Below are 23,125 nucleotides of genomic sequence, written 5' to 3' on the forward strand. Positions count from 1 at the left end.
GCCCCTCAACGATGTCCGCCAACTCTTTGTAATTGACGCATTTCTTCCGTGGGATTACGGTTCCGGCGGCAGGTCCGGCGGCTAGCGGGCCACTGGCGAGAGGGAAGACGTCATGACTCAGGAGACCGTCACCCGCGCTCAACTGAGCGAGGCCGTGTACCAGGAAGTCGGCTTGTCGCGCAACGAATCCGCCGATCTGGTGGAGACCGTCCTGAACGAGATCTCCGACGCCCTCGCGCGGGGGGAGATGGTGAAGATCTCGTCTTTCGGCAGTTTCTCGGTCCGGCAGAAGGGGCAGCGCGTCGGGCGCAACCCCAAGACCGGCGAGGAGGTGCCCATCATGCCGCGGCGCGTGCTGGTCTTCCGGGCGAGCCATGTGCTCAAGTCCCGGATCAACCAGACGCTCGCCGAACTCGACCCGCCGCATATTGAAGTAGCCTCGTGACGATGACCGCACCAAACCCGGACCCGCGGCCCCGCAGCATGGCGAAGTCGGCCACAGCCTTCCGCACGATCAGCGAGGTTTCGGCCGAACTCGACGTGCCGCAGCATGTGCTGCGCTTCTGGGAAACCAAGTTCCCCCAGATCCGCCCCCTGAAGCGCGGCGGCGGCCGGCGCTATTACCGGCCCGAGGACGTCGAGTTGCTCCGGCGGATCCAGAGCCTGCTGTACAAGGAAGGCTACACGATCAAGGGCGTGCAGCGCCTGCTGCGCGAATCCCGCGGCGGCACGCCCCAGCAGCCGGCCGGCGACCAGCCGCCCCCGGCCGGGGAGGAGCCCGGCGGCGCCTCTGGAGCGGAGGCGGATCACGAGCCCTTCGACCATGATGACGACGAAGACGACCATGGCCATGGGTACGAGGGTTCCGGCGGGATGTCCCGCGCCCAGCGCGACGACATCGAGGCCGTGCTGACCGAACTCATAGCGCTCCGCGACATGCTGCGGGGCGGCAGGAAATAGGCAAATAAATTCATCGGAGCGATTGCGTGACCCCGGGGGCGCGGCTATAGTCCGCGCCACACCGGACGAACCGGCGCCGGCAAGGCCGGTACGGATCGCCTGGGTTTGACGGGCAGTAGCGCAGCCTGGTAGCGCATCAGTCTGGGGGACTGGGGGTCGTGGGTTCGAATCCCGCCTGCCCGATATCTTCAGGAAACTGAAATCGGTCGAGAGCCGGCAACGTGACGAACGTTGCTGGCTCTTTCCGTTCCGGAGCGGCGCCGTCATCGACGAGGGAAACCGGGGTTGGGCCACGGCTGTCCGGCGCGGTACTTGCTTATCAACCCGCAGCTGATGCTCAAGATACTTTGTCTTCTTTTTATCGTCATGGCCGGACTTGATCCGGGCATCTCCGGCCACGAAGCCCCGGTGAGACCTGCGATACGATGGCCGGATCAAGTCCGGCCATGACGAAAAGGCAATGTTTCTGCCTACGGCTAATACTTTCCCTCACGGTGCAATCGCCGTTCCGGCCAGTCGTGGGTCAAGCCCGGTCATGACGATAAAGGGAGGAACGCTCTACCAAAAAAGCATCCTCTTCCCGACGCTGGCGTCCGACATCGATCAGGCACGCGCAAACACGAACGGCCCCCGATCGGGGGCCGTTCGCGTCTACCGAAACTTCCTGCGACTCGTTGGTCGCTTCGCCCTTTTTCGGGCGTTCCCCCCTAAACTCGGGCCGGTGTCATCCGTTGCACATGTATGCGTTGGAAGACGTTATTATGTCAAGCCTGCGACGTATCGCCACTGGCAAAATTTTTCTGTCCGTCGCCCGCCCCGCGGTCCACATGTGCCCCAAGCAGCGATCGACCCGCCCCGGTAAGGCGACAGACCACCCAGTCCGGCTTGAGGGGATTGTGGAACCAGCGCTCGGCCCACCCGGCGTCGATGCAGGACCGGACGAGCGCGCGGTCCACGCGCTGCCCCTCCTCATCGAACAGCGGCAGCTTTCCGCCGGGCTGGGCGAGCCCGCGGCGCAGCCATTGGAGTTGCCGGGCCTCCGGCCGGGCGCCCGCTTCTGGGCCGGTTTCTGGAAGAGCGGTCATGGGACGGTCCGGCTGGTGGGATGACGGGTGGCGCATCTTACGTTAGCCTGCCTGTTCAGCCAACATCATGCACACGCGGCAGGCGATCGATGGACGTGATCTTCGTTTACATAACGGCGCCGACTCTCGACGAGGCGCACCGGATCGGGCGCGCCCTGGTGGAGAATCGGTTGGCCGCCTGCGCCAACCTGCTGCCCGGCATGACCTCGATCTATCGCTGGCAGGGCAAGGTCGAGCAGGCCGGCGAGGTGGTCGTCATCGCCAAGACGACGGCCGGCCTGTTCGACCGCTTGGCGGCAAGGGTGAAAGAGATCCACAGCTATGAATGCCCCTGCATCGTGGCCTTGCCCCTGACGCGGGGCCACGCCCCCTATCTGGACTGGATCACCGCCGAATCCGGATGAAGCCGCGCATAGGAGCCATGCGCCCGGTGCAACTTGCCCGGTTTCGCCGCGACATGCGACGGTTTCATCGAACGTTCTTCCACAGCAGCGCCCCTTTCTTCCTCCGAGGTCCGAATGTCTCCCCTTTCCGCCCGCCTTTCGCTGGGGTTCGCCTGTATCGGCCATGCCTTCATGCATGTGCTGACCGCGCTGTACCTCACCGTCGTGCTCGGGCTGGAGCGGGATTGGGCCATGAGCTACGACGAATTGATCCGGCTGTGGACCGTCGGCTCCTTGATGATAGGCCTCGGCGCACCGATCGCCGGCTGGCTGGGCGACCGCTGGAGCGACGCCAGGATGATGGTCGTCTTCTTCCTGCTGACGGGCGCCGGGTCGATCGCCGCCGGCCTCTCCGACGGTACCACGGCGCTGGCGGCGGGCTTGGCGGTCCTGGGGCTGGGCGGCTCGATCTTCCATCCGGTCGGCATGTCCTGGGTGATCAAGAACGCGACCAACCGGGGCCGCGCGCTCGGCGTCATGGGCATCTTCGGCAGCGTCGGCATCGCGGGCGCCGCGGTCGTCGCCGGCGGCCTGACCGAACTGATCAACTGGCGCGCCGCCTTCATCGTTCCGGGGGCGGTCTGCATGGCCGCGGGCTTCGCGCTGCTGGCCTGCATCGCGACCGGCTTGGTGACGGACAGGGAACGGGACGTCAGGGCGCAGCCGGGGACCAACCGGGCCGACGCCGTCCGGGCTTTCCTGGTGCTGTCGGTCACCATGGTCTGCGCCGGCCTGATCTTCCAGTCCACCATGACCGCCATGCCCAAATGGTTCGGGGAGCGCATGACCGGCCTTGTCGGCGAGGGAACCCTGGGCGTCGGCGGGCTGGTCACCCTGGTCTATCTGTTCGCCAGCGGGTCGCAGTTCGTCGGCGGCATGCTGTCCGACCGCTATCCGCTGAAGCGGGTCTATGTCGGGTGCCTGGCGCTCCAGATCCCGCTGCTGCTGGTCGCCTCCCATTTCGCCGGGCTTCCCCTGCTGGTGGTGGCGGCCCTGGTGGTGTTCACCCAGAGCCTCCAGATCCCGGCGGAGACCATGCTGCTCGCCCGCTACACGCCGGCCCGGCACCGCGGGCTGGCGTTCGGCGCCAAGTTCGTCCTGTCCTTCGGCGTGGCCCCCCTGGGCGTCCAGCTCGTGGCGCTGGCCTATGGCTGGAGCACCGACTTCTGGTGGCTCTTCGTCATGCTCGGCGGCTTCGCGGCCACCGCCGTGCTGGCGGCCACCCTGCTGCCGCGCGAAGCGCCGGCGGTGGCCCCCGCCGTGCCGGCCGCTTCCGTGGCGCCGCCGCTGGCGGCCCCGGCCGTCAGCGCGGAGTAGCGGAGCCCGCCTTCGCCAGCGCCTGATCCAGGTCGGCGATCAGGTCCTCGGCGCTCTCGATGCCGACCGACAGGCGGATGACGTCGGGCGTCGCCCCGGCCGCCTTCAGCCCCTCCTCGGAGAGCTGGCGGTGGGTGGTCGAGGCCGGATGGATGATCAGCGACCGGGTATCTCCGATATTGGCGAGGTGGCTGAACAGCTCGACGCCCTCCACCACCGCCACGCCGGCATCGAAGCCGCCCTTCAGGCCGAAGGTGAAAACCGCCCCCGCTCCCTTGGGCAGGTACTTGCGGGCCAGTTCGTGGTACGGGCTGGACGGCAGTCCCGCATAATTGACCCAGGCCACGGCGGGGTGTCCCTGGAGGAATTCGGCGACCTTCAGCGCGTTGGCGCAGTGCCGCTCCATGCGGAGCGCCAAGGTCTCGATCCCGGTGATGGTCAGGAAGGCGTTCATCGGCTGCTGGTTCGGCCCCAGGTCGCGCAGGCCGATGGCATGGCCGTGGATGGTGAAAGCCAGGTCGCCGAAGGTCTCGTGGAAGCGAAGGCCATGGTAGCCCGGCTCCGGCTCGGTCAGCGCCGGGTACTTGCCCGCTGCGGTCCAGTCGAACCGGCCGCTGTCCACGACGGCGCCGCCGACCGAATTGCCGTGGCCCGACAGGAACTTGGTGGTGGAATGGACGACCAGCGTGGCGCCGTGCTCGATCGGGCGGCACAGGTACGGCGTCGCCATGGTGTTGTCCACGATCAGCGGGATGTCGGCCTCCCGCGCCACCTCGGCGATGGCCGCGATGTCGGAGACCACGCCGCCCGGGTTGGCCAGGCTCTCGATGAAGATCGCCTTGGTCTTCGGCGTCAGCGCCCTGCGGTAGCTGTCGGCGTCCTCGCCGTCGACGAACACCGCCTTCCAGCCGAACGCGCGGGGAAAGCTGTTGGCGAACTGGTTGAGCGACCCGCCATAGAGCCGGCGCGACGACAGGAATTCCTCCCCCGGCGCCATCAGCGCGAAGAAGGTCAGCATCTGCGCCGCATGCCCCGACGCCGTGGCGGTGGCGCCCCGGCCGCCCTCCAAGCTGGCGATGCGTTCTTCCAGCACCGAAACGGTCGGGTTGGTCAGACGCGAATAGATGAAGCCCATCTTCTGGAGATTGAAGAGGGAGGCCGCGTCCTCGACGTCGTCGAACACGTAGCTCGTCGTCTGGTAGATCGGCGTGGCCCGCGCGCCGGTCGCCGGATCGGGCGCCGCCCCGGCATGCACGGCCCGCGTCTCGAACCCGAATGTCCTCTGCCCAGTCCCGTCCCCGGCCATGGCGCTCTCCTCCCCTGTCCTACATCAGTTTCTTGACGGCCTTGACCGGCCGCTTGCGGTTGGTGATGACGTTCGAATTGATGCCGTTCCAGCCCAGCTCGCCGTGGAGCCGCATGAACTCGATCTTCGGGCAGCGGTCCATCACGACCTTCAGCCCGGCCTGCTCCGCCCGCTCGGCGGCCGCGTCGTTCCGCACCTGGATCTGCATCCACACGACCTTGGCGCCGATCGCGATCGCGCTGTCCGTCACGGGCCCCGCCGCTTCGGAATTGCGGAAGACGTCGACCATGTCGACCGGCTCGGGAATGTCCTCCAGCCGGGCATGCACCGTCTCTCCCAGCAATTCCTGCCCGGCGACGCCGGGGTTGACCGGGATCACGCGATAGCCTTTGGACTGCAGGTACTTCATCACGAAATAGCTGGGCCGGTTCCAGTTGGTGCTTGCCCCCACCAGGGCGATCACCTTGACCGAGGCCAGGATGTCCGAGAGGTACTGGTCGGTGTACGTGTCGTGCTTCATCGAATCCGCCCAGGTTAGCGCACTTCGCTGAACGGCATGTACGATACCATGCCGCCCCGCTCAAGCCGGGTCATGTCCTCGGGCAGGACCACGAGGCCGTCGGACTCCACCATGGAGGACAGGACGCCCGCGCCGTCGCGGGCGAACTTGGTCGCGACCAACTCCCCGGCGCTGTCGGAAGCCAGGCAGACCCGGACGAACTCCCGGCGGCCCTCCTTCTTCCTGTAGTCGAAATCGGCCCGGACCCGGAACAGTGTCGGCTCCGAAACGGTCTCGCCGGTCAGGAGCTGGATCAGGGGGCGCGCCAGGCAGAAGAAGGTGACCATGGCGGCCACGGGGTTGCCGGGCAGCCCGACGAACGGCTTGCCGCCGATCTGGCCCAGCGCCACCGGCCGGCCGGGCTTGATGGCGAGCCGCCAGAAATGCAATCCGCCCAGCGACTCGACCGCACCCTTCACATGGTCCTCCTCGCCGGTCGAAACCCCGCCGGTGGTGACGATCAGGTCGTGCCCCTCGGCGGCCCGCACCAGCGCCGCCCGAAGCTCGGCCGGATTGTCGCGGAGGATGCCGAAGTCCGTCACCAGCCCGCCCATCCGGCGGACCAGCGCCGACAAGGTGAAGCGGTTGGCATCATAGATCGCGCCGGGGCCGAGCGGCCGGCCGGGTTCCTCCAGCTCGTTGCCGGTCGAGACGACCGCGACCCGCAGCGGCCTGCGCACCGCAGCGCCGGTCAGGCCGACCGCCGCCATCAGCCCGATATCCTGCGGCCGAAGCCGCCGCCCGGCGCGGAGGATCACCGAGCCCTCCTGGACATCCTCCCCGGCGCTGCGCCGGTTGGCGCCGCGCTTGATGCCGGGTCGGATGACCACGCTCAGGGTCCCGTCGGAAGCGACCCGCTCGCCGCAATCCTCCTGCATCATCACGGTATCGTAACCGCCCGGCATCGGCGCCCCGGTGAAGATCCGGACCGCCGTCCCCGCCGGGTCCCTCTCCACCGGCCGGTCGCCGGCCGCCACCCGGGCGACGATGGGGAGCACGGTCTCCCGCTCGGCGGACAGATCCTCGAACCGCACCGCGTAGCCGTCCACGGCGGAATTGTCATGGGGCGGCACGCTCACCCCCGCCACCACGTCCTCCGCCAGCACCCGGTCCAGGGCGCCGTCCAGGGCCACCCGCTCGACCTCCGTGACGGCCACCAGCCGGGACGCCAGCATCCCGCGCGCGGCGTCCAGGGACATCAGGGGGCCGCCGAAGGCGAAGCAATCGTCACTGAGCTGGGCCATGGGAAGTGTTCTCTCGAAGTCTCGGAAACGGCAGGGTCGGAACGCCGCATCGTAACGGGCCGGACCGAAGCCGTCACCCCAGCGGATAGTAGCCAACCCGATATCAGGATGAAGACCCGTTGGGTATCCGCAGGATTCTTAGGCCGGTTGCGGCTTCCACGCGATCGTCCCAAGCGCTTTCAGCGGTGATGACCTTGGCCTGCCGTTCCCACCACAGGCAGGAACCGTCGATCCATCAAGAACCGGATCACTCAAGCCCGGCCGCCGACTGACGCCCCTCGCTCAGTTCATCGACCAGGCTGATCCCTTCCGGGACATAGCGGCGTACCATCGCCTGGGCACAAGCCACGGCAGCCCGGATCGGCACAAGGTGGACTTGACCGCCCTCGACATGGAGGATGAAATTGCCTCCCTCTTGCATGCCCAATTGGGATCGGACATCTGCCGGGATCACTAAGCGACCGTCGGCGGCCATGACGACATATGGATGCATGACGTGGATTCCCAAGCTGTCCTCTGGCAAAGAATGCCGCGCCTCAGCCTTAAGGTGGTCCCTGTCATGCCCGAGGGGCAGGCTGTTTTCTCCGAAGCATGGGCATGGAGGACGCCGACTCTCCCAGAAACATCCCGTCCGAGAATTTTGTGGATTCTTCTGCCTGATTCACAGAATTTTTGGTGTTTACCCAGAAAGAAAGTAGTATACGCGACCACCCACGCCTAGCTTCGAGTTTCTTGGGTCCGGAGGGTTGAATGAAAAGCTTAGCGCAACTTGAAGATGAAGCTGTCCGTGAGCATTTTCTGGACTCGGCCATACAATTGACACGGCAGAAGGCGGGATCCGCTACCACCGACAAAGAGTTCGGCACGAACGACGGTGTGGCTGGTGGCCAGGAGGATGACAACAACGTCGATGCGTGGTTCGCCAACGCCAAGTGGTAAGGCGAAGTGCTTTATGACCCTCCAGTTTTTCACTGAATCGTTCCAGCGCGGCCTCCTCGGCAGGATCATCCAGGTCGCCAAAGCCTCGGCTCACCCATCCGACAGAGCAAGGATTTACGTTTCCGAGAAAGCCTATGCGGAGGCTTTTGCAGAAGCTGACTTCGATGCGAGTTTCCTGAAGGCACGAAGAGGTCTTCTGAACGGGATTTCAGAGGGCAAGCTTTCGGGTGTCCTTTTCTACCGATTCAGCCGACACAGGATCGTACACCTGGGCCATGAGATCATTGACAATTTCCATTACGAAAACTTCCAGGAAAAGATAATAATAAATATTATCGGCTCTCTGATGGTAATTGCTCACGGGGTTGGCGGATCGCGAGCCGTCAGGTGACGGCGAAGGTTCCACCGACGAGGTGGCGTACGGCGGTCCAGGCGGATTGACCTTGCCGACGCGCCGTTCCTGTCACGGATCGATACCCGGCGTGGATGCCGGGTCCCCAGTCGGATCGGAAGCCGTTGGTGACCTTGCGGAAGACCACGGACGGGCGAATTTCCTGCTCGCTGGCGTTGTTGGTCGGCGGCACGCGGCGGTCGGCGAGGAAGACGAAGAACTTGCCGCGCCATGCCTTGACCAGCCGCTGCAACTCGCGTCCGGCCGGATGGGCGGCGGGGGTACCGACCAGGGCATCGAGGCCGCGCTCGGCCTTTGCGGCGTAGGCGGCAAGCGTGCTGTCCTTCAGGCCCGGTCTTCGTTTGCCGACGCGGATGGCCCAGAGCAGGTGATCGCGGATCCTGGGTGCGACCATGGTGTCGCCGCAGTCGATGGCGTACTGCACGTCCCTGAGAACGTGGGCCAGGCAGACCTGGTGGACCCGTCCCAGTTCCTGCTGCCCGGCGTAGCGGTCGGAGATCCAGACCTCGGGCCGATGCCCGCCCAGGATCCCGGCGGCCACCGCCCGGGCGCGGCTGGGGGCGATGGTGTGCAGCACGGCTTGCCCGGAATGGAACACCCATTGCCAGTGGATCACGCCGTTGACCCGCGTCGTGGTCTCGTCCGAGGCGATGACGGAAGCCCCCAGGAGTTTGGCCTTGATCGCCGCGCAGGCCGTGTCGAACGCCGTGCCCATGCGGCGCAACGCATTGGCGATGGCGCCCTCTGAGATCGTCAGTCCGAACAACTCCTCCAGCATCCGCGACAGCCGCTCGAAGCCGACATGATGGCTGTGGTGCAGATAGGCCAGCAGTGCCCGGATGCCCGGTCCGAACGGGGTGCCCGGCGGCATGGCGGCGGGCGGGGCGGCCCGGTAGCGCCGCCCGCAATCGCCGCACCGGCCGCCGAACAGCTCGACCCGCGTCACCACCGGGCGGATCACCGGAAGGTCGATGTGGTCGTAGCGGTGCCGGCACCGCTGGGCGCTCTCGGGCACCGCCGTCCCGCAATGCGGGCAGCCCTCGACCAGGCGGCGCTCGGTCCGGTCCGGATCGTCGGCCAGCGGGCGCGATACTCCGGGGCGCGACGGCCGCGGCTTGCGCCGGCGCTTGGCGTCCGCCGTACGCGACGCACCGCCGGGGCCGTCCTGCGACGGCGGAATGTGCGAATTGGCCGACGTCTTCCGCGGCTTCCCGATCAGCGCTTCCAGTTCGGCAACCCGCGCCGCCAGACGCTCGATCAGCGCCGCCTGCTCGACCAGCAGGGCGTCCTTCTCAGCCTCACTCAGACGGTAACGCGGCGGTTTCTCCATCCCATCCTTGACTCATATTCCAAGCCGCAGCGCAACCCTTTTCGCCAACCCCGTGAGCAATCACCTCTGATGCACATCGATTTCAATGACCCATGGATCTCCATGAAAAAAGGGACCAAACGCCCTGGCGGCATGAGGTACAATTTCCTGAATATTCATGGCGAGCTAATGTATCTAACCTGCCGCCGCCATTATAATCAGGAGTCGCTCGCATTGTTCTTCGATACTTGTGCGTACCTTTCACTCGCAATCGACGAAATTCGTGCGCTTGAAAGCAAGACGGCTTGCTCTTGATCAGGACCCGAGACGGTTAGCCAGCTTGCCAATCACGTCCTGTATTCTATGGCCGACGTGGGAGGCAGCGGCTGGATTGTCTCGGCGGATCTAAGCCGAAATGTCCGCGATGTTCCGTCGGGCGCCTCACAGGTAGCGGATCTTCACCGCTGGCCCGGCGGACGGTCGAACGACGCGAAGGTTTCGGCCATCTTATCATCGGTCGCGAAATCGCCGTCATCGGCTTCGGCCAGAGCTTGCCGGATATCTTCGACTTGCCACGCATGAGTCTTGAGATAGGCCCGTAGTGCCTGCTCAAGGATCCAGGATCGCTGACGGTCGGTCGCTTCGGCCAGCCGGTTGAGCTGTTCCACCGTCTGCTTATCCACCGTGAAGGATAGAGACACGCTGGCCGGCATCCTGCGCTCCATAATCATGGCCCCAAAGCATACATTGCATGCATTGATGACACGACACCGGTCAAGTGGATCTCTTCAGCCACTCCTGAAATGGCACGCCGCGAAGTGCCCCGGCGCCACCGGGTCGAAGCCGGGCGCCACCTCCGCGCAGACCGCCTCGGCGCGCGGGCAGCGGGTGCGGAAATAGCAGCCGCTGGGCGGGTTCAAGGGGGACGGCAGATCGCCGGTCAGGACGATGCGTCGTTTGGCCCGCTCCCGGTCCGGGTCGGGGATCGGCACCGCCGAGATCAGCGCCTTGGTGTAGGGGTGGCGCGGGTCGCGGTAAAGGGTGTTGCGGTCGGCCAGTTCCGCCTGCTTGCCCAGGTACAGCACCATGATGCGGTGGCTGATGTGGCGCACCACGCTCAGGTCGTGGCTGATGAAGATCAGCGACAGGTGGAACTCGCGCTGAAGCCGCATCAGCAGGTTCACGATCTGCGCCTGGATCGACACGTCGAGGGCGGAGACCGGCTCGTCGCAGACGATCAGCTTGGGGTTCAGGATCATCGCCCGGGCGATGCCGATCCGCTGGGCCTGGCCGCCGCTGAACTCGTGCGGATAGCGGTTGATCATCTCCGGCAGCAGGCCGACGCGGGCCATCATGTCCTCGATCCGGGCGCGGCGGGCGGCGCGCTTCAGGTCCGGATGGAAGGTGTCGAGCGGTTCGCCGATGATGTCGCCGACGGTCATGCGCGGGTCCAGCGAGGCCAGCGGGTCCTGAAAGATCACCTGCATGTCCCGGCGATGCGGGCGCATGCGCGATTCCGGCAGGGCGGAGATGTCCTCGCCCAGCCACGCGACCGTGCCGCCGGTCGGCTCGATCAGCTTCAGCACTGCGCGGCCCAGGGTCGACTTGCCGCAGCCGGATTCGCCCACGATGCCCAGCGTCTCGCCGGGATAGAGGTCGAAGCTGACACCGTCCACCGCGCGGAGGGTATCGGTACCGCGGAACATGCCGCGCGGGACCGGAAAGGAGACCCGCAGGTCGCGGACCGACAGGAGGGGAGCGGGCGCGGCGGTCATCGGCATTCCACGGCAGGGTGATCCACGGCGAGGCGTTGCAGGTGGCAGGCCTTGGCGCGGGCCAGTCCCCGCGCCGGATCGACGGTCAGCAAGGCCGGGTCCTCGACGACGCAGCGCTCGAAACGATACGGGCAGCGGGTCTGGAAGTTGCAGCCCGGCGGCAGGTGCTGGAGGTTGGGCGGTTGTCCCGGGATCGTCGGCAACTCCGACAGGGTGTCGGCGTCGATGCGCGGCATGCTCCGCAGCAGCGCCTCGGTATAGGGGTGGCCGGGCGCGTAGAAGATGTCGCGGACGGTGCCGGTCTCGATCACCCGGCCGCCATACATCACCATCACCCGGTCGGCCAGCCCGGCGATCACGCCCAGGTCGTGGGTGATCAGGACGATGGCGGTGTTGAACTCCCGCTTCAGATCGCCCATCAGGTCCAGGATCGCGGCCTGCACCGTGACGTCCAGGGCGGTGGTCGGCTCGTCCGCGATCAGCAGGTCGGGCCGGCACAGCAGCGCCATGGCGATCATCACCCGCTGGCGCATCCCGCCGGAGAACTCGTGCGGGTACATGTCCAGCCGGCGCCGGGCCTCCGGGATGCGGACGAGATCCAGCATCTCGACCGCGCGGGCGCGGGCCGCCGCCTTGTCCATGCCCTTGTGGAGCCGCAGCACCTCGGTCATCTGGGTGCTGACCTTCAGGTAGGGATTCAGCGAGGTCATCGGGTCCTGGAAGATCATGGAGATCTTCTCGCCCCGGATGCGGTTCAGCGCCGGCGCCGGCAGCCCCAGGATCTCCTTGCCGCGGAACCGGACGCTTCCCGATGCCCGCCCGTTGCCGGCCAGCAGGCCCATCACGGTCATGAAGAGCTGGCTCTTGCCGGAGCCGGACTCGCCGACCACGCCGACGGTCTCTCCCGGCTCCATGTCGAAACTCACGTCGTCCACCGCCCGCACCTCCCCTTCCGGGGTGGCGAAGCGGGTGGTCAGGCCTCGCACCGAGAGCAGGGCGTCCTCACCGGTCCTTTGGGTCGAGAGCGTCACGGATTCCGTCACCGATGAAGTTGAGCGAGAAGAGGGTCACCGCCAGGAAGACCGCGGGGAAGACCAGCATCCACCAGGCGCTTTCCATGTTGGCGGCACCCTCGCTGATCAGCACGCCCCAGCTGGTCATGGGTTCCTGGACACCCAGGCCCAGGAAGCTGAGGAAGCTTTCCAGGAGGATCACCTTGGGCACGGTCAGCGTCATGTAGACGACCACGGGACCCAGAGTGTTGGGGATGATGTGCCGCCGGATGATCGAGAGCGGGCGCACGCCGCCGGCCCGCGCCGCCTCGATGAACTCCTTGCGCTTGATGCTGAGCGTCTGGCCGCGCACGATCCGCGCCATGTCCAGCCACTCCACCGCCCCGATCGCGACGAAGATCAGCACGATGTTCCGGCCGAAGAACACCATCAGCAGGATCACGAAGAACATGAAGGGCAGCGAGTAGAGCACGTCCACCAGCCGCATCATCACGGCATCCACCCGGCCGCCCAGATAGCCCGCCGTCGCCCCGTAGAGCACGCCGATGGTCAGGCTGACCGCCGTGGCGACCAGACCCACCATCAGCGAGATCCGCCCGCCGTGCAGCGTGCGGACCGCCAGGTCGCGGCCGTTGGCGTCGGTTCCGAAGTAACGCCCGGATGCAGGATCGGGCGGGGCCATGATGGCGTCCCAGGAGATCTCGTCCAGGTCGAACGGGATCAGCAGCGGGCCAGCGACGCAGGCCACCACCACCAAAGCCAGGACCACGGCGGCCGTGACGGCGGCCTTGTTGCGCATCAGTCGGCGCCGCGCGTCGCCCCACAGGCTGCGCCCTCGGATCGGCGTCGCCACCGCCACGGCAGGGTCGTGCAGGACCATGTCAGGAAACCTCAATCATACCGGACCCTCGGATCAAGCAGCCCGTAGGCGAGATCGACGATCAGGTTGAACAGGATGATCAGCACGCCGTAGAAGATCACCACGCCCATCACCAGCGTATAGTCGCGGTTCAGGGCGCCCTGGACGAAGTAGCGGCCGATCCCGGGAATGCCGAAGATCTGCTCGATCACCACCGACCCGGTGATCACCGCCGCGGTGGCCGGCCCCAGGTAGGAGACGACCGGCAGCAGCGCCCCCTTCAGCGCGTGGCGCAGGATCGTCACCCGTTCCGGCAGGCCCTTGGCCCGCGCGGTCCGGATGAAGTTGGAGCGCAGCAGCTCGATCATGCTGGCCCGGGTCATGCGGGCGATGTAGGCGATCTGCGGCAGGGCCAGCGCCACCACCGGCAGCAGCATCTGTTGCCAGGTTCCCCAGCCGCCCGTCGGCAGCAGCCCCAGATGGACGCCCAGCACCAGGGTCAGCAAGGGTGCTATCACGAAGTTCGGCACGGCGATGCCGACCATGGCCGTCCCCATCACCGCATGGTCCAGCCCGCTGTTCTGGCGGAGTGCTGCGAAGGCGCCCAGCGCCGTCCCGATCACCACCGCCAGCAGCATGGCCGTGCCGCCGAGCTGGAGCGATACCGGGAAGCCGCTCCAGATCAGCTGGGTGACCGAGAAGTCCTTGTACTTGAAGGACGGCCCGAAATCGCCCTGCGCCACCTGCCCCAGATAGCGCAGGTACTGCATCGGCAGCGGCTCGTCCAGGTGGTAGACCGCCGCCAGGTTCCGCTCGATCTCCGCCGGAAGCGTGCGCTCGCCGTCGAACGGCCCGCCCGGGGCCAGCCGGACCAGGAAGAAGGTGATCGTCAGGATGACGAGCAGCGTCGGGATCGCGCCCAGCAGGCGGCGGACGGCATAGCTCAGCACGGCGTATTCCTTCAGGCAGGAGCTTCCGGGCTATTCGAGGCTCAGGTAGCGGGTCGGGTGCCAGTCCATCAGGTTGTCCTGCCAGCCCTTCACCTTGTCCGACACCATGTGCTGCTGGCTGTAGAAATAGATCGGGATGATCGGCATGTCGGCCAGCACCATCCGCTCGGCCTCCGCCAGCAGGCCGAAGCGCGCGGCCGGATCGGTCTCGGCGGTCGCCTTGTCCGCCGTCGCGTCGTATTCGGGATTGGCGTAGCCGGCCGGGTTCTGCTCCCCGATGTCGCCGCGCAGCAGTTCCAGGAAGCTGTAGGGATCGACATAGTCGCCGATCCAGGCGGCGCGCATCACCTCGAACTGCTTCTTGTTGCGGCTTTCCAGATAGACCTTCCATTCCTCGTTCCGCAGCGTGGTCTCGATGCCCAGGAACTGCTTCCACATGCCGGCGACCGCGATGGCGATCTTCTTGTGGTTGTCGTTGGTGTTGTAGAGCAGCTCGACCTTCAGCGGGTTGCCCTTGTCGAAGCCGGCCTCGGCCAGGATCTTCTTCGCCTCGGCGACGCGGGCCTTCTGGTCCGTCCCGGCCCACTCCACCTGCTGCTGCTCGTATCCCGGCACGCCGGGCGGCACCCAGCCATAGGCCGGGATCTCGCCGCCCTTGGTGATCTGCTTGACCAGGATGTCGCGGTCCAGGGCCATGGCCAGCGCGTGGCGGAGCCTGACGTTGCTCTTGAACGGCTCGCGGGTGACGTTGATGCCGTAGTAGTAGGTGCCGAAATAGGGCGAGTTGCGGAACTGTCCGGCCATGTCCTTCTCGAGCATGGGGATCTGCTCCTGCGGGACGTCGTAGGTCGTGTGCAGTTCGCCGGCGCGGAACTGCTTCAGCTCGGTGCCGTACTCCTCGACCGGGTAATAGAAGACGGTGTCGATCCCGACCTCGGCGGCATCGCGGAACCTTGGGTTCTTGACCGCCTTGATGTGCCCCTGGGGCACCCATTCCTGGATCATGTAGGCACCGTTGGACACGATGTTGCCCGGCCGCGTCCATTCCCTGCCGAACTTCTCGATGGCCTGCTTCGGCACCGGATAGGCCGAGTGGTGCATCAGCATCTGGAGGAAATAGGGGGTCGGCGACCGCAGCGTCACCTTCAGCGTGCGGTCGTCCACGGCCTGCGCGCCGATCTGCTCCTTCGGCACCTCGCCCTTGGTGATCCGCTCCGCATTGGTGATCGGCCACAGGATGAAGGCGTAGTTGGACGCCGTCGCCGGATCGACCATGCGCGACCAGGAATAGACGAAGTCCCCCGCCGTCAGCGGCGTTCCGTCGGACCAGACCGCGTCGGGCCGCAGCTTGAAGGTGTAGGTCAGCCCGTCGTCGCTGATCTCCCAGCTCTCCGCCACGCCGGGGCGCAGGGTACCGTCGGGGCCGGGATGCACCAGCCCCTCGAAGATGTCCATCTGGATGAAGGATTCCGGCACGCCGGTCGAGATGGCCGGGTCGAGGGATTCAGGCTCCGCGCCGTTGCCGCGCTTCAGGACGACCTCGGCATGCAATGAAGCGGATGTCGTCGCGGCGAGTGCCAAGGCCAGCCCGGCGCACGCCAGGAGTTTACGCAGATTCCGCATGTTTTGAATCTCCCTGTTTACGTAAACGTAAAGCACGACCTTCCGCGACCGCAACGCATTTTCCCGCGAACCCTTTACCGGGAAAGGAATTTGCAACTTTATTGTGTATCAACCCGCCGGCACGGCGTTTCCCGCCGGTTTGAGGTTATCCCGGCTTGTCAAACGTTAATACAACGATACGTCCCATCCCGGATGCCAAGCCGAAGTCCGATCCCCATGCCGCAGCCCGAGCCCCGCCGAAACTGTCCCGTTCCAGACCCGCTCGACACGTCGCCGCCGGTACTTCGGCCCGGCGCCACCTGCTGGCGCCTGGAACATGCCGACAGGGTCGCCTTCATCATCGACGCCGCCGACTATTACAGCGCGGTCAAGTCGGCGATGCTGAAGGCGCGGCACTCCATCATCCTGCTCGGCTGGGACTTCGACACGCGCATCGGGCTGGAGAGCGGCCCGGCCGACCCCAAGGTGCCCAACCGGTTCGGCGAATTCCTGGAGCGGCTGGTGGAGACCCGGCCGAATCTCCGGATCCATGTGCTGAAGTGGGACTTCTCCATGATCTTCGCGCTGGAACGCGAGATCTTCCCGACCGCCCTCCTGGACCTGATGACCCACACGCGGGTCTCGTTCCGGCTGGACGGCGAGCACCCCGCCGGCGCTTGCCACCACCAGAAGCTGGTCGTGATCGACGACGCGCTGGCCTTCTGCGGCGGCATCGACATCACGGCGAACCGCTGGGACACCAGCGAGCACCGGGACCACGACATCAGGCGCCGGCGGCCCAACGGCGACCTGTACGACCCGTTCCACGACATGATGATGGCGGTGGACGGGAAGGCCGCGGCGGCGCTGGGCGAACTGGCCCGCTACCGCTGGCACCGCGGCACCGGCGAGCCGGCGATGCCCCCGGCCACGGTCCCGTCGGACCCCTGGCCCGACCGGCTCCGCGCCGACCTGCGCGACGTCGAGGTCGGCATCGCCCGCACCCTGCCCCGCCATGGCGACCAGGCCGAGGCGCGGGAGGTCGAGGCGCTCTACGTCGCCTCCATCGCCGCCGCCAGGCACCTGATCTACATCGAAAGCCAGTACTTCACCGCGGAATGCGTCGGACAGGCGCTGCTGTCCCGGCTGGGCGCCCCCGACGGGCCGGAGATCGTCGTGGTCACCCCGCTGAACTGCCCCGGCTGGCTGGAGGAGGAGCTGATGGGCCGGGCGCGGCGCCATCTGGTCGACCGGCTGCGCCAAGCGGACACCTACGGCAAGTTCGCCATCTTCGGCGCGGTCACGCCGGCCGGGGTGCCGGTGACGATCCATTCCAAGACCATGGTGGTGGACGACACGCTGATGCGGATCGGCTCGTCCAACCTGAACAACCGGTCCATGGGGTTCGACACCGAATGCGACCTGGCGGTCGAGGCGGTTCCCGGCCATGCCGGCTGCGAGGCACGGCGCAAGGCGATCCGCCGTTACCGCGACCGGCTGCTGGCGGAGCACCTGGGAGCCTCCCGCGACGCCGTCGCGGCCAAGGTCGCCGAAACCGGTTCCCTGCTGGAGACGATCCGGCATTTCCACGACCCGAATGGCCGCCGCCTGGAACCGGTGACCGTGGATGATGTTGCCGGTGTCGACAGCTTCATCGCCGAGATCCACCTGTTCGACCCGGAGAAGCCGGTAACCGCAGAGGAACTGACCCGCCGGATCATGCCCGACCTTGAAAAGCCGACACCGCGCCTGAAGTTCGGACTGGCCGTCGGGGTTCTGGCCCTGCTGCTGGCGGGGCTCGCCGCCCTGTGGCGCTTCACCGGCCTGAGCGAACTCGCGACCGTGGACGGCGTGCTGGACTGGGCCCAGGGCGTGGCTGACATGCCGCTGGGACCGCTGATCGGCGTGGCCGTCTATGTGCTCGGCGGGTTCGTGATGTTCCCCGTGATGGTGCTGATCGCCGCGACGGCCATCGTGCTGGGCCCCGTCTGGGGGTTCGCCACCGCCCTTTGCGGCTGCCTCGCCAGCGCCGCCGTCCTGTTCGGGGTCGGCCGGTACGGCGGCCGGCGCTGGGTGCGGCGTTTCGGGGGCCGCTTCGTCAACAGGATCAGCCGGAGGCTCGCCGACCGGGGAATTCTGGCGGTCGCGGTGATCCGGGTCATACCGGTCGCACCGTTCAGCGTGGTCAATGTGGTGGCGGGGGCGTCCCATCTGCGGTTCACTGACTATATCATCGGGACGGCGATCGGCATGGCGCCGGGAGTGCTGGCGTTCAGCCTGCTCGGCAGCCAGCTCGAACGGACCCTGCGGGAACCCACTCCGGCCAGCATCGGGATCGCCGTCGGCATCGCGCTGGTGGCGGCCAGCCTGGGATGGATCGCGAACAAGCTGTTGGGCGGACGGGCGAAGCCGGGTCCGACGCGCAAGGGTGAAGCGGCAACGACAGCAAGGACGGGGGCAAGTAAAGCGTGACTGATCTGCTCGAAAACACCGATACCGACATCGAGAGCGTCGACGAGCGCGACGAGCGGCCGGGAGCGACGCCGCCCGGCCTGCGCTCGTTCCGAGTCGCGACCTACAACGTGCACAGCTGTGTCGGTGTGGATGCCAAATTCGCGCCCGACCGGATCGCCGGGGTGGTCAAGGGGCTGGAGGCCGACGTGGTCGGGCTCCAGGAGGTCGGCTGGCACCATCGGGGCGAGATCGGGCTGGACCAGTTCGAGTTCCTGGGCCGCGAGACCGGGCTGAAGGCCTATTCCGGCCCGACCAAGCACAACGAGCGCGCCCACTACGGCAACGCGCTGCTCAGCCGGCTGCCCGTGCTGGAGATCCGGCCGATGGACCTGTCCCTGCCCCACCGGGAGCCGAGGGGCGCCATCGACGCCGACATCCAGGTGGGCGACAAGGTGGTCCGGGTGATCGTCGCCCATCTCGGCCTGGACCCGTGGGAGCGCAACGCCCAGATCACCCGCGTCCTGAATACGGTGGAACGCGGAGCGGACCGGCCGACCGTGTTCATGGGCGACCTGAACGAGTGGCGGCCCCGGTCGCCCCGGATCAAGCGGCTGATGCACTGCTTCGCCGACTGTGCCGCGCCGCGCAGCTTCCATGTCCGGATGCCGACGCTCCGGCTCGACCGGATCTTCGTGTCGGACGGGCTGGTGCTGTCCAACTACGACGTGGTCCGAACGCCGGTGACCCGGCGGGCGTCGGACCATCTGCCGGTGCGCGCCACCGTCGCCCTGAAGAACTGACATCTTGAACGACCGCCTCCGCCGTTTCGCGCTCGCCGCCCTGCGTTTCGCCCTGTCGGGCCTGCTGCTCTGGCTGCTGCTGCGGCAGACCGACCTGGAGGCCCTCGCCGGGCGCCTGGCCGGCGTCGATCCCCTGTGGCTGGCGGCGGCCTTTGCCCTGACTGTGGTCCAGGTCGTGCTGATCTCGTGGCGCTGGGCCTTCATCATGGCCGGGCTCGGTGCCGCCATCGGCACCGCGCGGGCGCTGCGGATCAACCTGGCCGCCTTCTTCCTGGGCCAGGCCTTGCCGACCTCGATCGCCGGGGATGTCTGGCGGGTCTGGCGGCTCCGCGCGCTGGGGCACGGGGTCGGAACCGCCGTCCGCGGCGTCCTGGTCGACCGGACGACGGCGCTGCTCGGGCTGGTCGCGGTGGTCCTGGCCACCGGGCCGGCCCTGCTGGCGCGCATGCCCGATCCGGCGATGCGCTGGGGCCTGCTGGCCGGCCTGGGTATCGGAATCGCCCTGCTGGCCCTGGCGCTGACGGCCGACCGGCTGCCGGGCCGGTGGCTCCCGGGAAGGCTGGCCGGCGTCGCGGAATTCGGCCGGACGGTGCGCGGTCTCCTCGCCCGCCCCCTGACCGCCGTGCCGATCGTCGGCGTCTCGGCGCTGGTCCATCTGCTGGCCGGGGCGACCATGTGGCTGATCGCCAGGGGTTTGGACGTGCCGGTGGGTCTGGTCGATTGCCTGGTGCTGATGCCGCCGATCGTGCTGGTCGCGGGCATGCCGCTGTCGATCGCCGGCTGGGGCCTGCGCGAAGGCGCCGTCGTCGCGGTGTTCGGGCTGGCCGGCGTCCCGGTGGACGGCGCGCTCCTGATGTCGATCCTGTTCGGAGCGATGCTTCTGCTGGTCAGCCTGCCCGGCGGCCTGTTCCTGGCGCTGGGCGAAACCCCGGCGGCCGGCGCGGCTCTCAGCCCTCGCCGCGCCGGATCCGATAGGTGAAGACGCCGCCCTCCGCGGAATGCTCGACCAGCTCGTGCGCCGTGGTATTGCAGAAATGGCGGAAGTCGATGACCGACGCCGGGTCGGTGACCAGCACGATCAACTCCTCCCCCGCCGCCATGTGGTCGAGCTGACGGCGCGTGCGCAGAATCGGAAGCGGGCAATGGAGCCCCCGGATATCCAGTTCCCGTGCCATTCACTCTCCTCCTGTTGTCGGGACCGGAGGCGAGTGTAGCTCAGTTGGGCACGGCGAACACGGCCCGGCCGCTCATGCCCGCCAGCAGTTCCTGCTGACGGCCGCCACTCTTCTCCACCACCTTGCCGAACACCTTGATGGACTGGCTGACCGGATCGATCCGGGCGGACAGCCGGGTCACCTCCGCCGCGTAGGCGTGGCCGGTCTCCTCGATCAGGACCTTGAACCCGGTCCCCGGCACCAGCCAGGAGAGCCAGCGCGACGGCACGATCATCTCGACCTCCAGCTCCCGGTCGTCGAGGATCTCCATCAGCTCCTTGCCCTCGGTGACGAATTCGTAGCGCCGCACCTTCAGCTCGGCGATCCGCCCGGGGAACGGGGCAAGGACGACGCAGCGCTCGACCATGGTGCGCATCATGGCGGTCTCCGCCTCGGCCGCGCTGAACTGGGCCGCGGCGGCCTCCAGCTCCAGCGTGCTGACCGATCCCAGCTTGTCGAGCCGGGAATTGACCTCGTACAGCTTGCGGGCGGCCTGCTGCTGGGCGACCGCCTTGTTCAGCCGGGCGCGGTGGACCGCGCAGTCGAACCCGACGAGCTTCTGCCCCTCCTTGAACCGCTCGCCCTCGCGAAGGCCCAGGTCGTCGATCTTGGCCGCCAGTTCCGACGAGAGCATGGTGCTGCGCCGGGGCGAGATCTGCGCCCGGATCTCCGGCACGCCGCCAAGGCCGGTGCCGGGATCGAAAGACTGGCCGGCGGCCGGGGCGGCGGCGATCAGGAGGGCGGCGGCAAGCAGGCAGGAGAACCACCCGGTCATGGCCGTCTCCTCAGATCGGGTCGGCGATGAGCGGCTTCCGGCTCGGGCCGGTCCCCCGGACGGGACGCGGCTTGAGATCGACCGGCGGCGCCACCGCCTGGACCGCCACTGCCGGCGCCGGGGGAGCGGCTTCCACCGGCGGCTCCGCGCCGGTTGCTTCCCTGACCGGTTCGGGGATCGGTTCGGGAGCCGGGGCGGCGGCCACCGGTTCGGGAGCCGGGGCGGCGGCCACCGGTTCGGGAGCCGGAGTGGCGGCCATCGGCTCGGGAGCCGGAGTGGCGGCCATCGGCTCGGGCGCCGGGGCGGCGGCCAGCGGCACCGTCTCTACCGGAGCCACCGCCGGAACAGGCTGTTCGGCCGGCGGCTGCGGTGCCGGGAGAGCCACCGGAGCGGGCGCGGGTTCCGGTGCGGGCGGTGCGGGAGGCGGCGGCGGAGCGGGCGGAAGGATCCGGCCGGCCTGCCAGTCCGCGTTGATCGCGGCCAGCGCCTCGGTCAGGGCCTTGACGTCGTGGCTGGGCACGGTGGCGGGCAGCGGGTCCAGGCCGAGCGAGACGATCACGTTGGACGCTGCCGCCTGAAGGTCGGCATAGGCCCGGTCGCGCGCCAGCTCGGACAGGATCGCAGACGCCGCGGCGCGCACCCGCTCCAGCACGTTCTGGGCCTGGCCCGCCTCGGCCAGGCGGATGTTCTCGTACAAGCGCTGCTCGATCGAGTCGAGCTGGTCGGCCTGCTCGAAGTTCCGGCGTGCCCGCTGGTACTGCTGGTAACCCACATGGACCTGCGTCAGAGCCGCCATGCTCAGCGCCAGGCGCCGCGTCTCGGCCAGTTCCTGCTGGGCCTCGGCGACGCCGATCGACGCCGGCGCGGTCAGCAGGTTCAACAGGTTGAAGCTGACCCGCAGCCCCGCTTCGGCCCAGCTGTTGTTCACCAGATAGGAGTTCGTGTCCAGGTTGGCGGAGCCGGTGAAGGTGAGCCCCGGCAGCAGGCGGAGGATCGACTTGCGCACTTCGGCGGCGCTGATCCGGCGCTGGTAGTGCTCCTCCCGCAGTTCCGGCCGGCGGCTCAGCGCCAGGGTTTCCATCTCCTCGATCGCGAGGCCGACCTGGGGAATCTCTCGGCGGAAGCCGGCCGGCAGCGCCAGCGTGAAGGGCTGGCCCGGCGGCAGGTTCATCAGCGCGCGGAGCTGGGCCTTGGCGATGGCGAGGTCCTGCTCGACCGTCTCCAGCTGGCGCATGATCTCGATCAGCGCCTTCTGGTAGCGCAGCACCTCGACCGGCGGGCGCAGGCGCTGTTCCTCGACCGTCCGGGCGTCGCTCAGCGCCTGCCGGGTCTCCGCCAGGACCGGGCCGATCGCGGCCTCGATCCGCTCGGCCGACACCGCCTGCCAATAGGCGGCGCGGACCTGCTGGATCACCGAATGCACGACGCGCCGGCGCCGCTCGTCGGCGATCAGCGCGCGGTCCGCCTGCTGGCGCGCCTGATAATAGCTGACGCCGAAATCCAGCACGTTCCAGGACAGGGTCAGGTCGGTGGTGAAACGCTGCTGGTCCTGGCTGAGGGACGGGTCGGTGGACTTGACGCCGGTCCGGGTGTTCTCGCTGACCGACAGGTTCTCGTTCGACCGGGCGGTGCCCCCGGCGGCGGCCACCAGCCTGGGCAGCATGTCGTAGCGCGTCAGGTCGAGTTGCCGGTTCTGCAGCGCCTGGTCCATCGCGGTCAGCCGATAGTCCAGGTTGTACTTGATCGCCCGGGCCATCGCCTCTTCCAGGGAGATCGGGCCGGTCACCGGCTCCTGGTCCCGGAACAGGTTTTGCCGGTCCGCGGCGATCAGGGCGGAGCGCTCCTCCGGCGTGACGGGTTCGGGAGTGATCGCGCACCCCGATGCCGACAGCAGCGCGAAGCCGATTGCCGCGAACCGTAAATTCCGCCCGCTCCGCCGCCGACGTCGTCCCCGCCCGTCCGAAATGATGCCAGTCATATCCGCCCCATCAAAACGCCCAGCACGATAATCAACTATAGGGATTAACCCTTTTAGTTTATTTCATTAGGTGTAGTTGTTGCGAGTGTCACGGTCAATTGATTTTGTTGAAAAATTGACACGCGCGGCGA

Annotated in this window: 24 protein-coding genes and 1 tRNA gene; 10 read left to right on the forward strand and 15 right to left on the reverse strand. The window is 67.4% G+C overall.

Translation table 11 applies throughout. The annotated features are described in order from the left end of the window. Positions 1 to 112: 112 nt before the first annotated feature. The 3 genes from JL100_RS23990 to JL100_RS24000 all read left to right on the forward strand — a co-directional run bounded on the left by JL100_RS23990 (position 113) and on the right by JL100_RS24000 (position 1,143). Positions 113 to 445 carry an integration host factor subunit alpha gene (locus JL100_RS23990; protein WP_202685453.1) on the forward strand — a complete coding sequence of 111 codons (333 nt, stop codon included), beginning with the start codon at positions 113 to 115 and terminating at the stop codon, positions 443 to 445. 2 nt (positions 446 to 447) lie between these two features. Continuing rightward, on the forward strand, positions 448 to 960 hold the full coding sequence (locus JL100_RS23995; protein WP_202685454.1) for a MerR family transcriptional regulator: 513 nt from the start codon (positions 448 to 450) through the stop codon (positions 958 to 960). Positions 961 to 1,069: 109 nt separating this feature from the next. Continuing rightward, a tRNA-Pro gene (locus tag JL100_RS24000) sits at positions 1,070 to 1,143 on the forward strand. Between the two features lie 581 nt (positions 1,144 to 1,724). Here JL100_RS24000 and JL100_RS24005 read toward each other — a convergent pair. Beyond that, positions 1,725 to 2,045 (reverse strand): hypothetical protein, encoded by a 321-nt coding sequence (locus JL100_RS24005; RefSeq protein WP_228420870.1) that lies wholly within the window; start codon positions 2,043 to 2,045, stop codon positions 1,725 to 1,727. An 89-nt stretch (positions 2,046 to 2,134) separates the two neighbouring features. Here JL100_RS24005 and cutA point away from each other — a divergent pair, with 89 nt between their 5' ends. Continuing rightward, entirely contained in the window at positions 2,135 to 2,449 is a 315-nt protein-coding gene (gene cutA / locus JL100_RS24010; RefSeq protein WP_202685455.1) for a divalent-cation tolerance protein CutA, read from the forward strand. Between the two features lie 114 nt (positions 2,450 to 2,563). Then, positions 2,564 to 3,805, forward strand: a complete 1,242-nt coding sequence (locus JL100_RS24015) for an MFS transporter (protein WP_202685456.1) — start codon at positions 2,564 to 2,566, stop codon at positions 3,803 to 3,805. On the opposite strand, the gene JL100_RS24020 is transcribed toward JL100_RS24015, so the two are convergent. The 4 genes from JL100_RS24020 to JL100_RS24035 all read right to left on the reverse strand — a co-directional run bounded on the left by JL100_RS24020 (position 3,792) and on the right by JL100_RS24035 (position 7,422). Beyond that, on the reverse strand, positions 3,792 to 5,111 hold the full coding sequence (locus JL100_RS24020) for an O-acetylhomoserine aminocarboxypropyltransferase (protein ID WP_202685457.1): 1,320 nt from the start codon (positions 5,109 to 5,111) through the stop codon (positions 3,792 to 3,794). The two genes, JL100_RS24015 and JL100_RS24020, sit on opposite strands and share 14 nt — an antisense overlap. Before the next feature lie 19 nt (positions 5,112 to 5,130). Continuing rightward, the gene (locus JL100_RS24025; protein WP_202685458.1) at positions 5,131 to 5,631 is read right to left on the reverse strand and encodes a CoA-binding protein; all 501 of its coding nucleotides are present in this window, start codon (positions 5,629 to 5,631) and stop codon (positions 5,131 to 5,133) included. Between the two features lie 14 nt (positions 5,632 to 5,645). Continuing rightward, positions 5,646 to 6,914, reverse strand: coding sequence for a molybdopterin molybdotransferase MoeA (locus JL100_RS24030; protein WP_202685459.1), 1,269 nt, complete (start codon positions 6,912 to 6,914; stop codon positions 5,646 to 5,648). A 247-nt stretch (positions 6,915 to 7,161) separates the two neighbouring features. After that, a complete protein-coding gene (locus JL100_RS24035) occupies positions 7,162 to 7,422 on the reverse strand; it encodes an AbrB/MazE/SpoVT family DNA-binding domain-containing protein (protein ID WP_202685460.1) in 261 nt (86 codons plus the stop codon). A 242-nt stretch (positions 7,423 to 7,664) separates the two neighbouring features. On the opposite strand from JL100_RS24035, the gene JL100_RS24040 reads away from it, so the two are divergent. Both JL100_RS24040 and JL100_RS24045 read left to right on the forward strand, forming a co-directional pair. Continuing rightward, positions 7,665 to 7,853 (forward strand): hypothetical protein, encoded by a 189-nt coding sequence (locus JL100_RS24040; RefSeq protein ID WP_202685461.1) that lies wholly within the window; start codon positions 7,665 to 7,667, stop codon positions 7,851 to 7,853. Positions 7,854 to 7,866: 13 nt separating this feature from the next. After that, on the forward strand, positions 7,867 to 8,244 hold the full coding sequence (locus JL100_RS24045) for a hypothetical protein (RefSeq protein ID WP_228420871.1): 378 nt from the start codon (positions 7,867 to 7,869) through the stop codon (positions 8,242 to 8,244). On the opposite strand, the gene tnpC is transcribed toward JL100_RS24045, so the two are convergent. The 7 genes from tnpC to JL100_RS24080 all read right to left on the reverse strand — a co-directional run bounded on the left by tnpC (position 8,237) and on the right by JL100_RS24080 (position 15,794). Further along, entirely contained in the window at positions 8,237 to 9,595 is a 1,359-nt protein-coding gene (tnpC, locus tag JL100_RS24050; RefSeq protein WP_202685838.1) for an IS66 family transposase, read from the reverse strand. The two genes, JL100_RS24045 and tnpC, sit on opposite strands and share 8 nt — an antisense overlap. 437 nt (positions 9,596 to 10,032) lie before the next feature. Further along, positions 10,033 to 10,287 (reverse strand): CopG family ribbon-helix-helix protein, encoded by a 255-nt coding sequence (locus JL100_RS24055; RefSeq protein ID WP_202684072.1) that lies wholly within the window; start codon positions 10,285 to 10,287, stop codon positions 10,033 to 10,035. 75 nt (positions 10,288 to 10,362) lie between these two features. Further along, the gene (locus JL100_RS24060; protein WP_202684073.1) at positions 10,363 to 11,349 is read right to left on the reverse strand and encodes an ABC transporter ATP-binding protein; all 987 of its coding nucleotides are present in this window, start codon (positions 11,347 to 11,349) and stop codon (positions 10,363 to 10,365) included. Further along, complete coding sequence (locus JL100_RS24065; protein ID WP_228420872.1) at positions 11,346 to 12,380, reverse strand: ABC transporter ATP-binding protein; 1,035 nt, start codon at positions 12,378 to 12,380, stop codon at positions 11,346 to 11,348. The genes JL100_RS24060 and JL100_RS24065 overlap by 4 nt, the downstream gene beginning before the upstream one ends. Next, a complete protein-coding gene (locus tag JL100_RS24070) occupies positions 12,352 to 13,257 on the reverse strand; it encodes an ABC transporter permease subunit (RefSeq protein ID WP_228420873.1) in 906 nt (301 codons plus the stop codon). Before JL100_RS24070 ends, JL100_RS24065 begins: the two co-directional genes overlap by 29 nt. Further along, entirely contained in the window at positions 13,254 to 14,171 is a 918-nt protein-coding gene (gene oppB / locus JL100_RS24075) for an oligopeptide ABC transporter permease OppB (protein WP_202684075.1), read from the reverse strand. Before oppB ends, JL100_RS24070 begins: the two co-directional genes overlap by 4 nt. 30 nt (positions 14,172 to 14,201) lie before the next feature. Further along, positions 14,202 to 15,794 (reverse strand): peptide ABC transporter substrate-binding protein, encoded by a 1,593-nt coding sequence (locus JL100_RS24080; RefSeq protein WP_202684076.1) that lies wholly within the window; start codon positions 15,792 to 15,794, stop codon positions 14,202 to 14,204. A gap of 216 nt (positions 15,795 to 16,010) precedes the next feature. Between JL100_RS24080 and JL100_RS24085 the strand changes: the two genes are divergently transcribed. The 3 genes from JL100_RS24085 to JL100_RS24095 are packed head-to-tail and all read left to right on the forward strand — an operon-like array spanning position 16,011 to position 20,006. After that, positions 16,011 to 18,245, forward strand: coding sequence for a VTT domain-containing protein (locus tag JL100_RS24085; RefSeq protein ID WP_202684077.1), 2,235 nt, complete (start codon positions 16,011 to 16,013; stop codon positions 18,243 to 18,245). Beyond that, positions 18,242 to 19,027 (forward strand): endonuclease/exonuclease/phosphatase family protein, encoded by a 786-nt coding sequence (locus tag JL100_RS24090; RefSeq protein ID WP_202684078.1) that lies wholly within the window; start codon positions 18,242 to 18,244, stop codon positions 19,025 to 19,027. Before JL100_RS24085 ends, JL100_RS24090 begins: the two co-directional genes overlap by 4 nt. Positions 19,028 to 19,031: 4 nt before the next feature. Next, positions 19,032 to 20,006: a lysylphosphatidylglycerol synthase transmembrane domain-containing protein gene (locus JL100_RS24095; RefSeq protein ID WP_202684079.1), complete on the forward strand. Its 975-nt coding sequence runs from the start codon at positions 19,032 to 19,034 to the stop codon at positions 20,004 to 20,006. On the opposite strand, the gene JL100_RS24100 is transcribed toward JL100_RS24095, so the two are convergent. From JL100_RS24100 to JL100_RS24110, 3 genes are read right to left on the reverse strand one after another with little or no spacing between them, the layout of a single operon-like run. Beyond that, positions 19,975 to 20,202 carry a sulfurtransferase TusA family protein gene (locus tag JL100_RS24100; RefSeq protein WP_202684080.1) on the reverse strand — a complete coding sequence of 76 codons (228 nt, stop codon included), beginning with the start codon at positions 20,200 to 20,202 and terminating at the stop codon, positions 19,975 to 19,977. The genes JL100_RS24095 and JL100_RS24100 overlap by 32 nt on opposite strands. A 40-nt stretch (positions 20,203 to 20,242) precedes the next feature. After that, positions 20,243 to 21,016: an efflux RND transporter periplasmic adaptor subunit gene (locus JL100_RS24105; RefSeq protein WP_202684081.1), complete on the reverse strand. Its 774-nt coding sequence runs from the start codon at positions 21,014 to 21,016 to the stop codon at positions 20,243 to 20,245. Positions 21,017 to 21,026: 10 nt separating this feature from the next. Beyond that, positions 21,027 to 22,994 carry a TolC family protein gene (locus tag JL100_RS24110; RefSeq protein WP_202684082.1) on the reverse strand — a complete coding sequence of 656 codons (1,968 nt, stop codon included), beginning with the start codon at positions 22,992 to 22,994 and terminating at the stop codon, positions 21,027 to 21,029. Positions 22,995 to 23,125 lie beyond the last annotated feature (131 nt).

This window comes from Skermanella mucosa (assembly GCF_016765655.2).
GTDB classification, from domain to species: domain Bacteria; phylum Pseudomonadota; class Alphaproteobacteria; order Azospirillales; family Azospirillaceae; genus Skermanella; species Skermanella mucosa.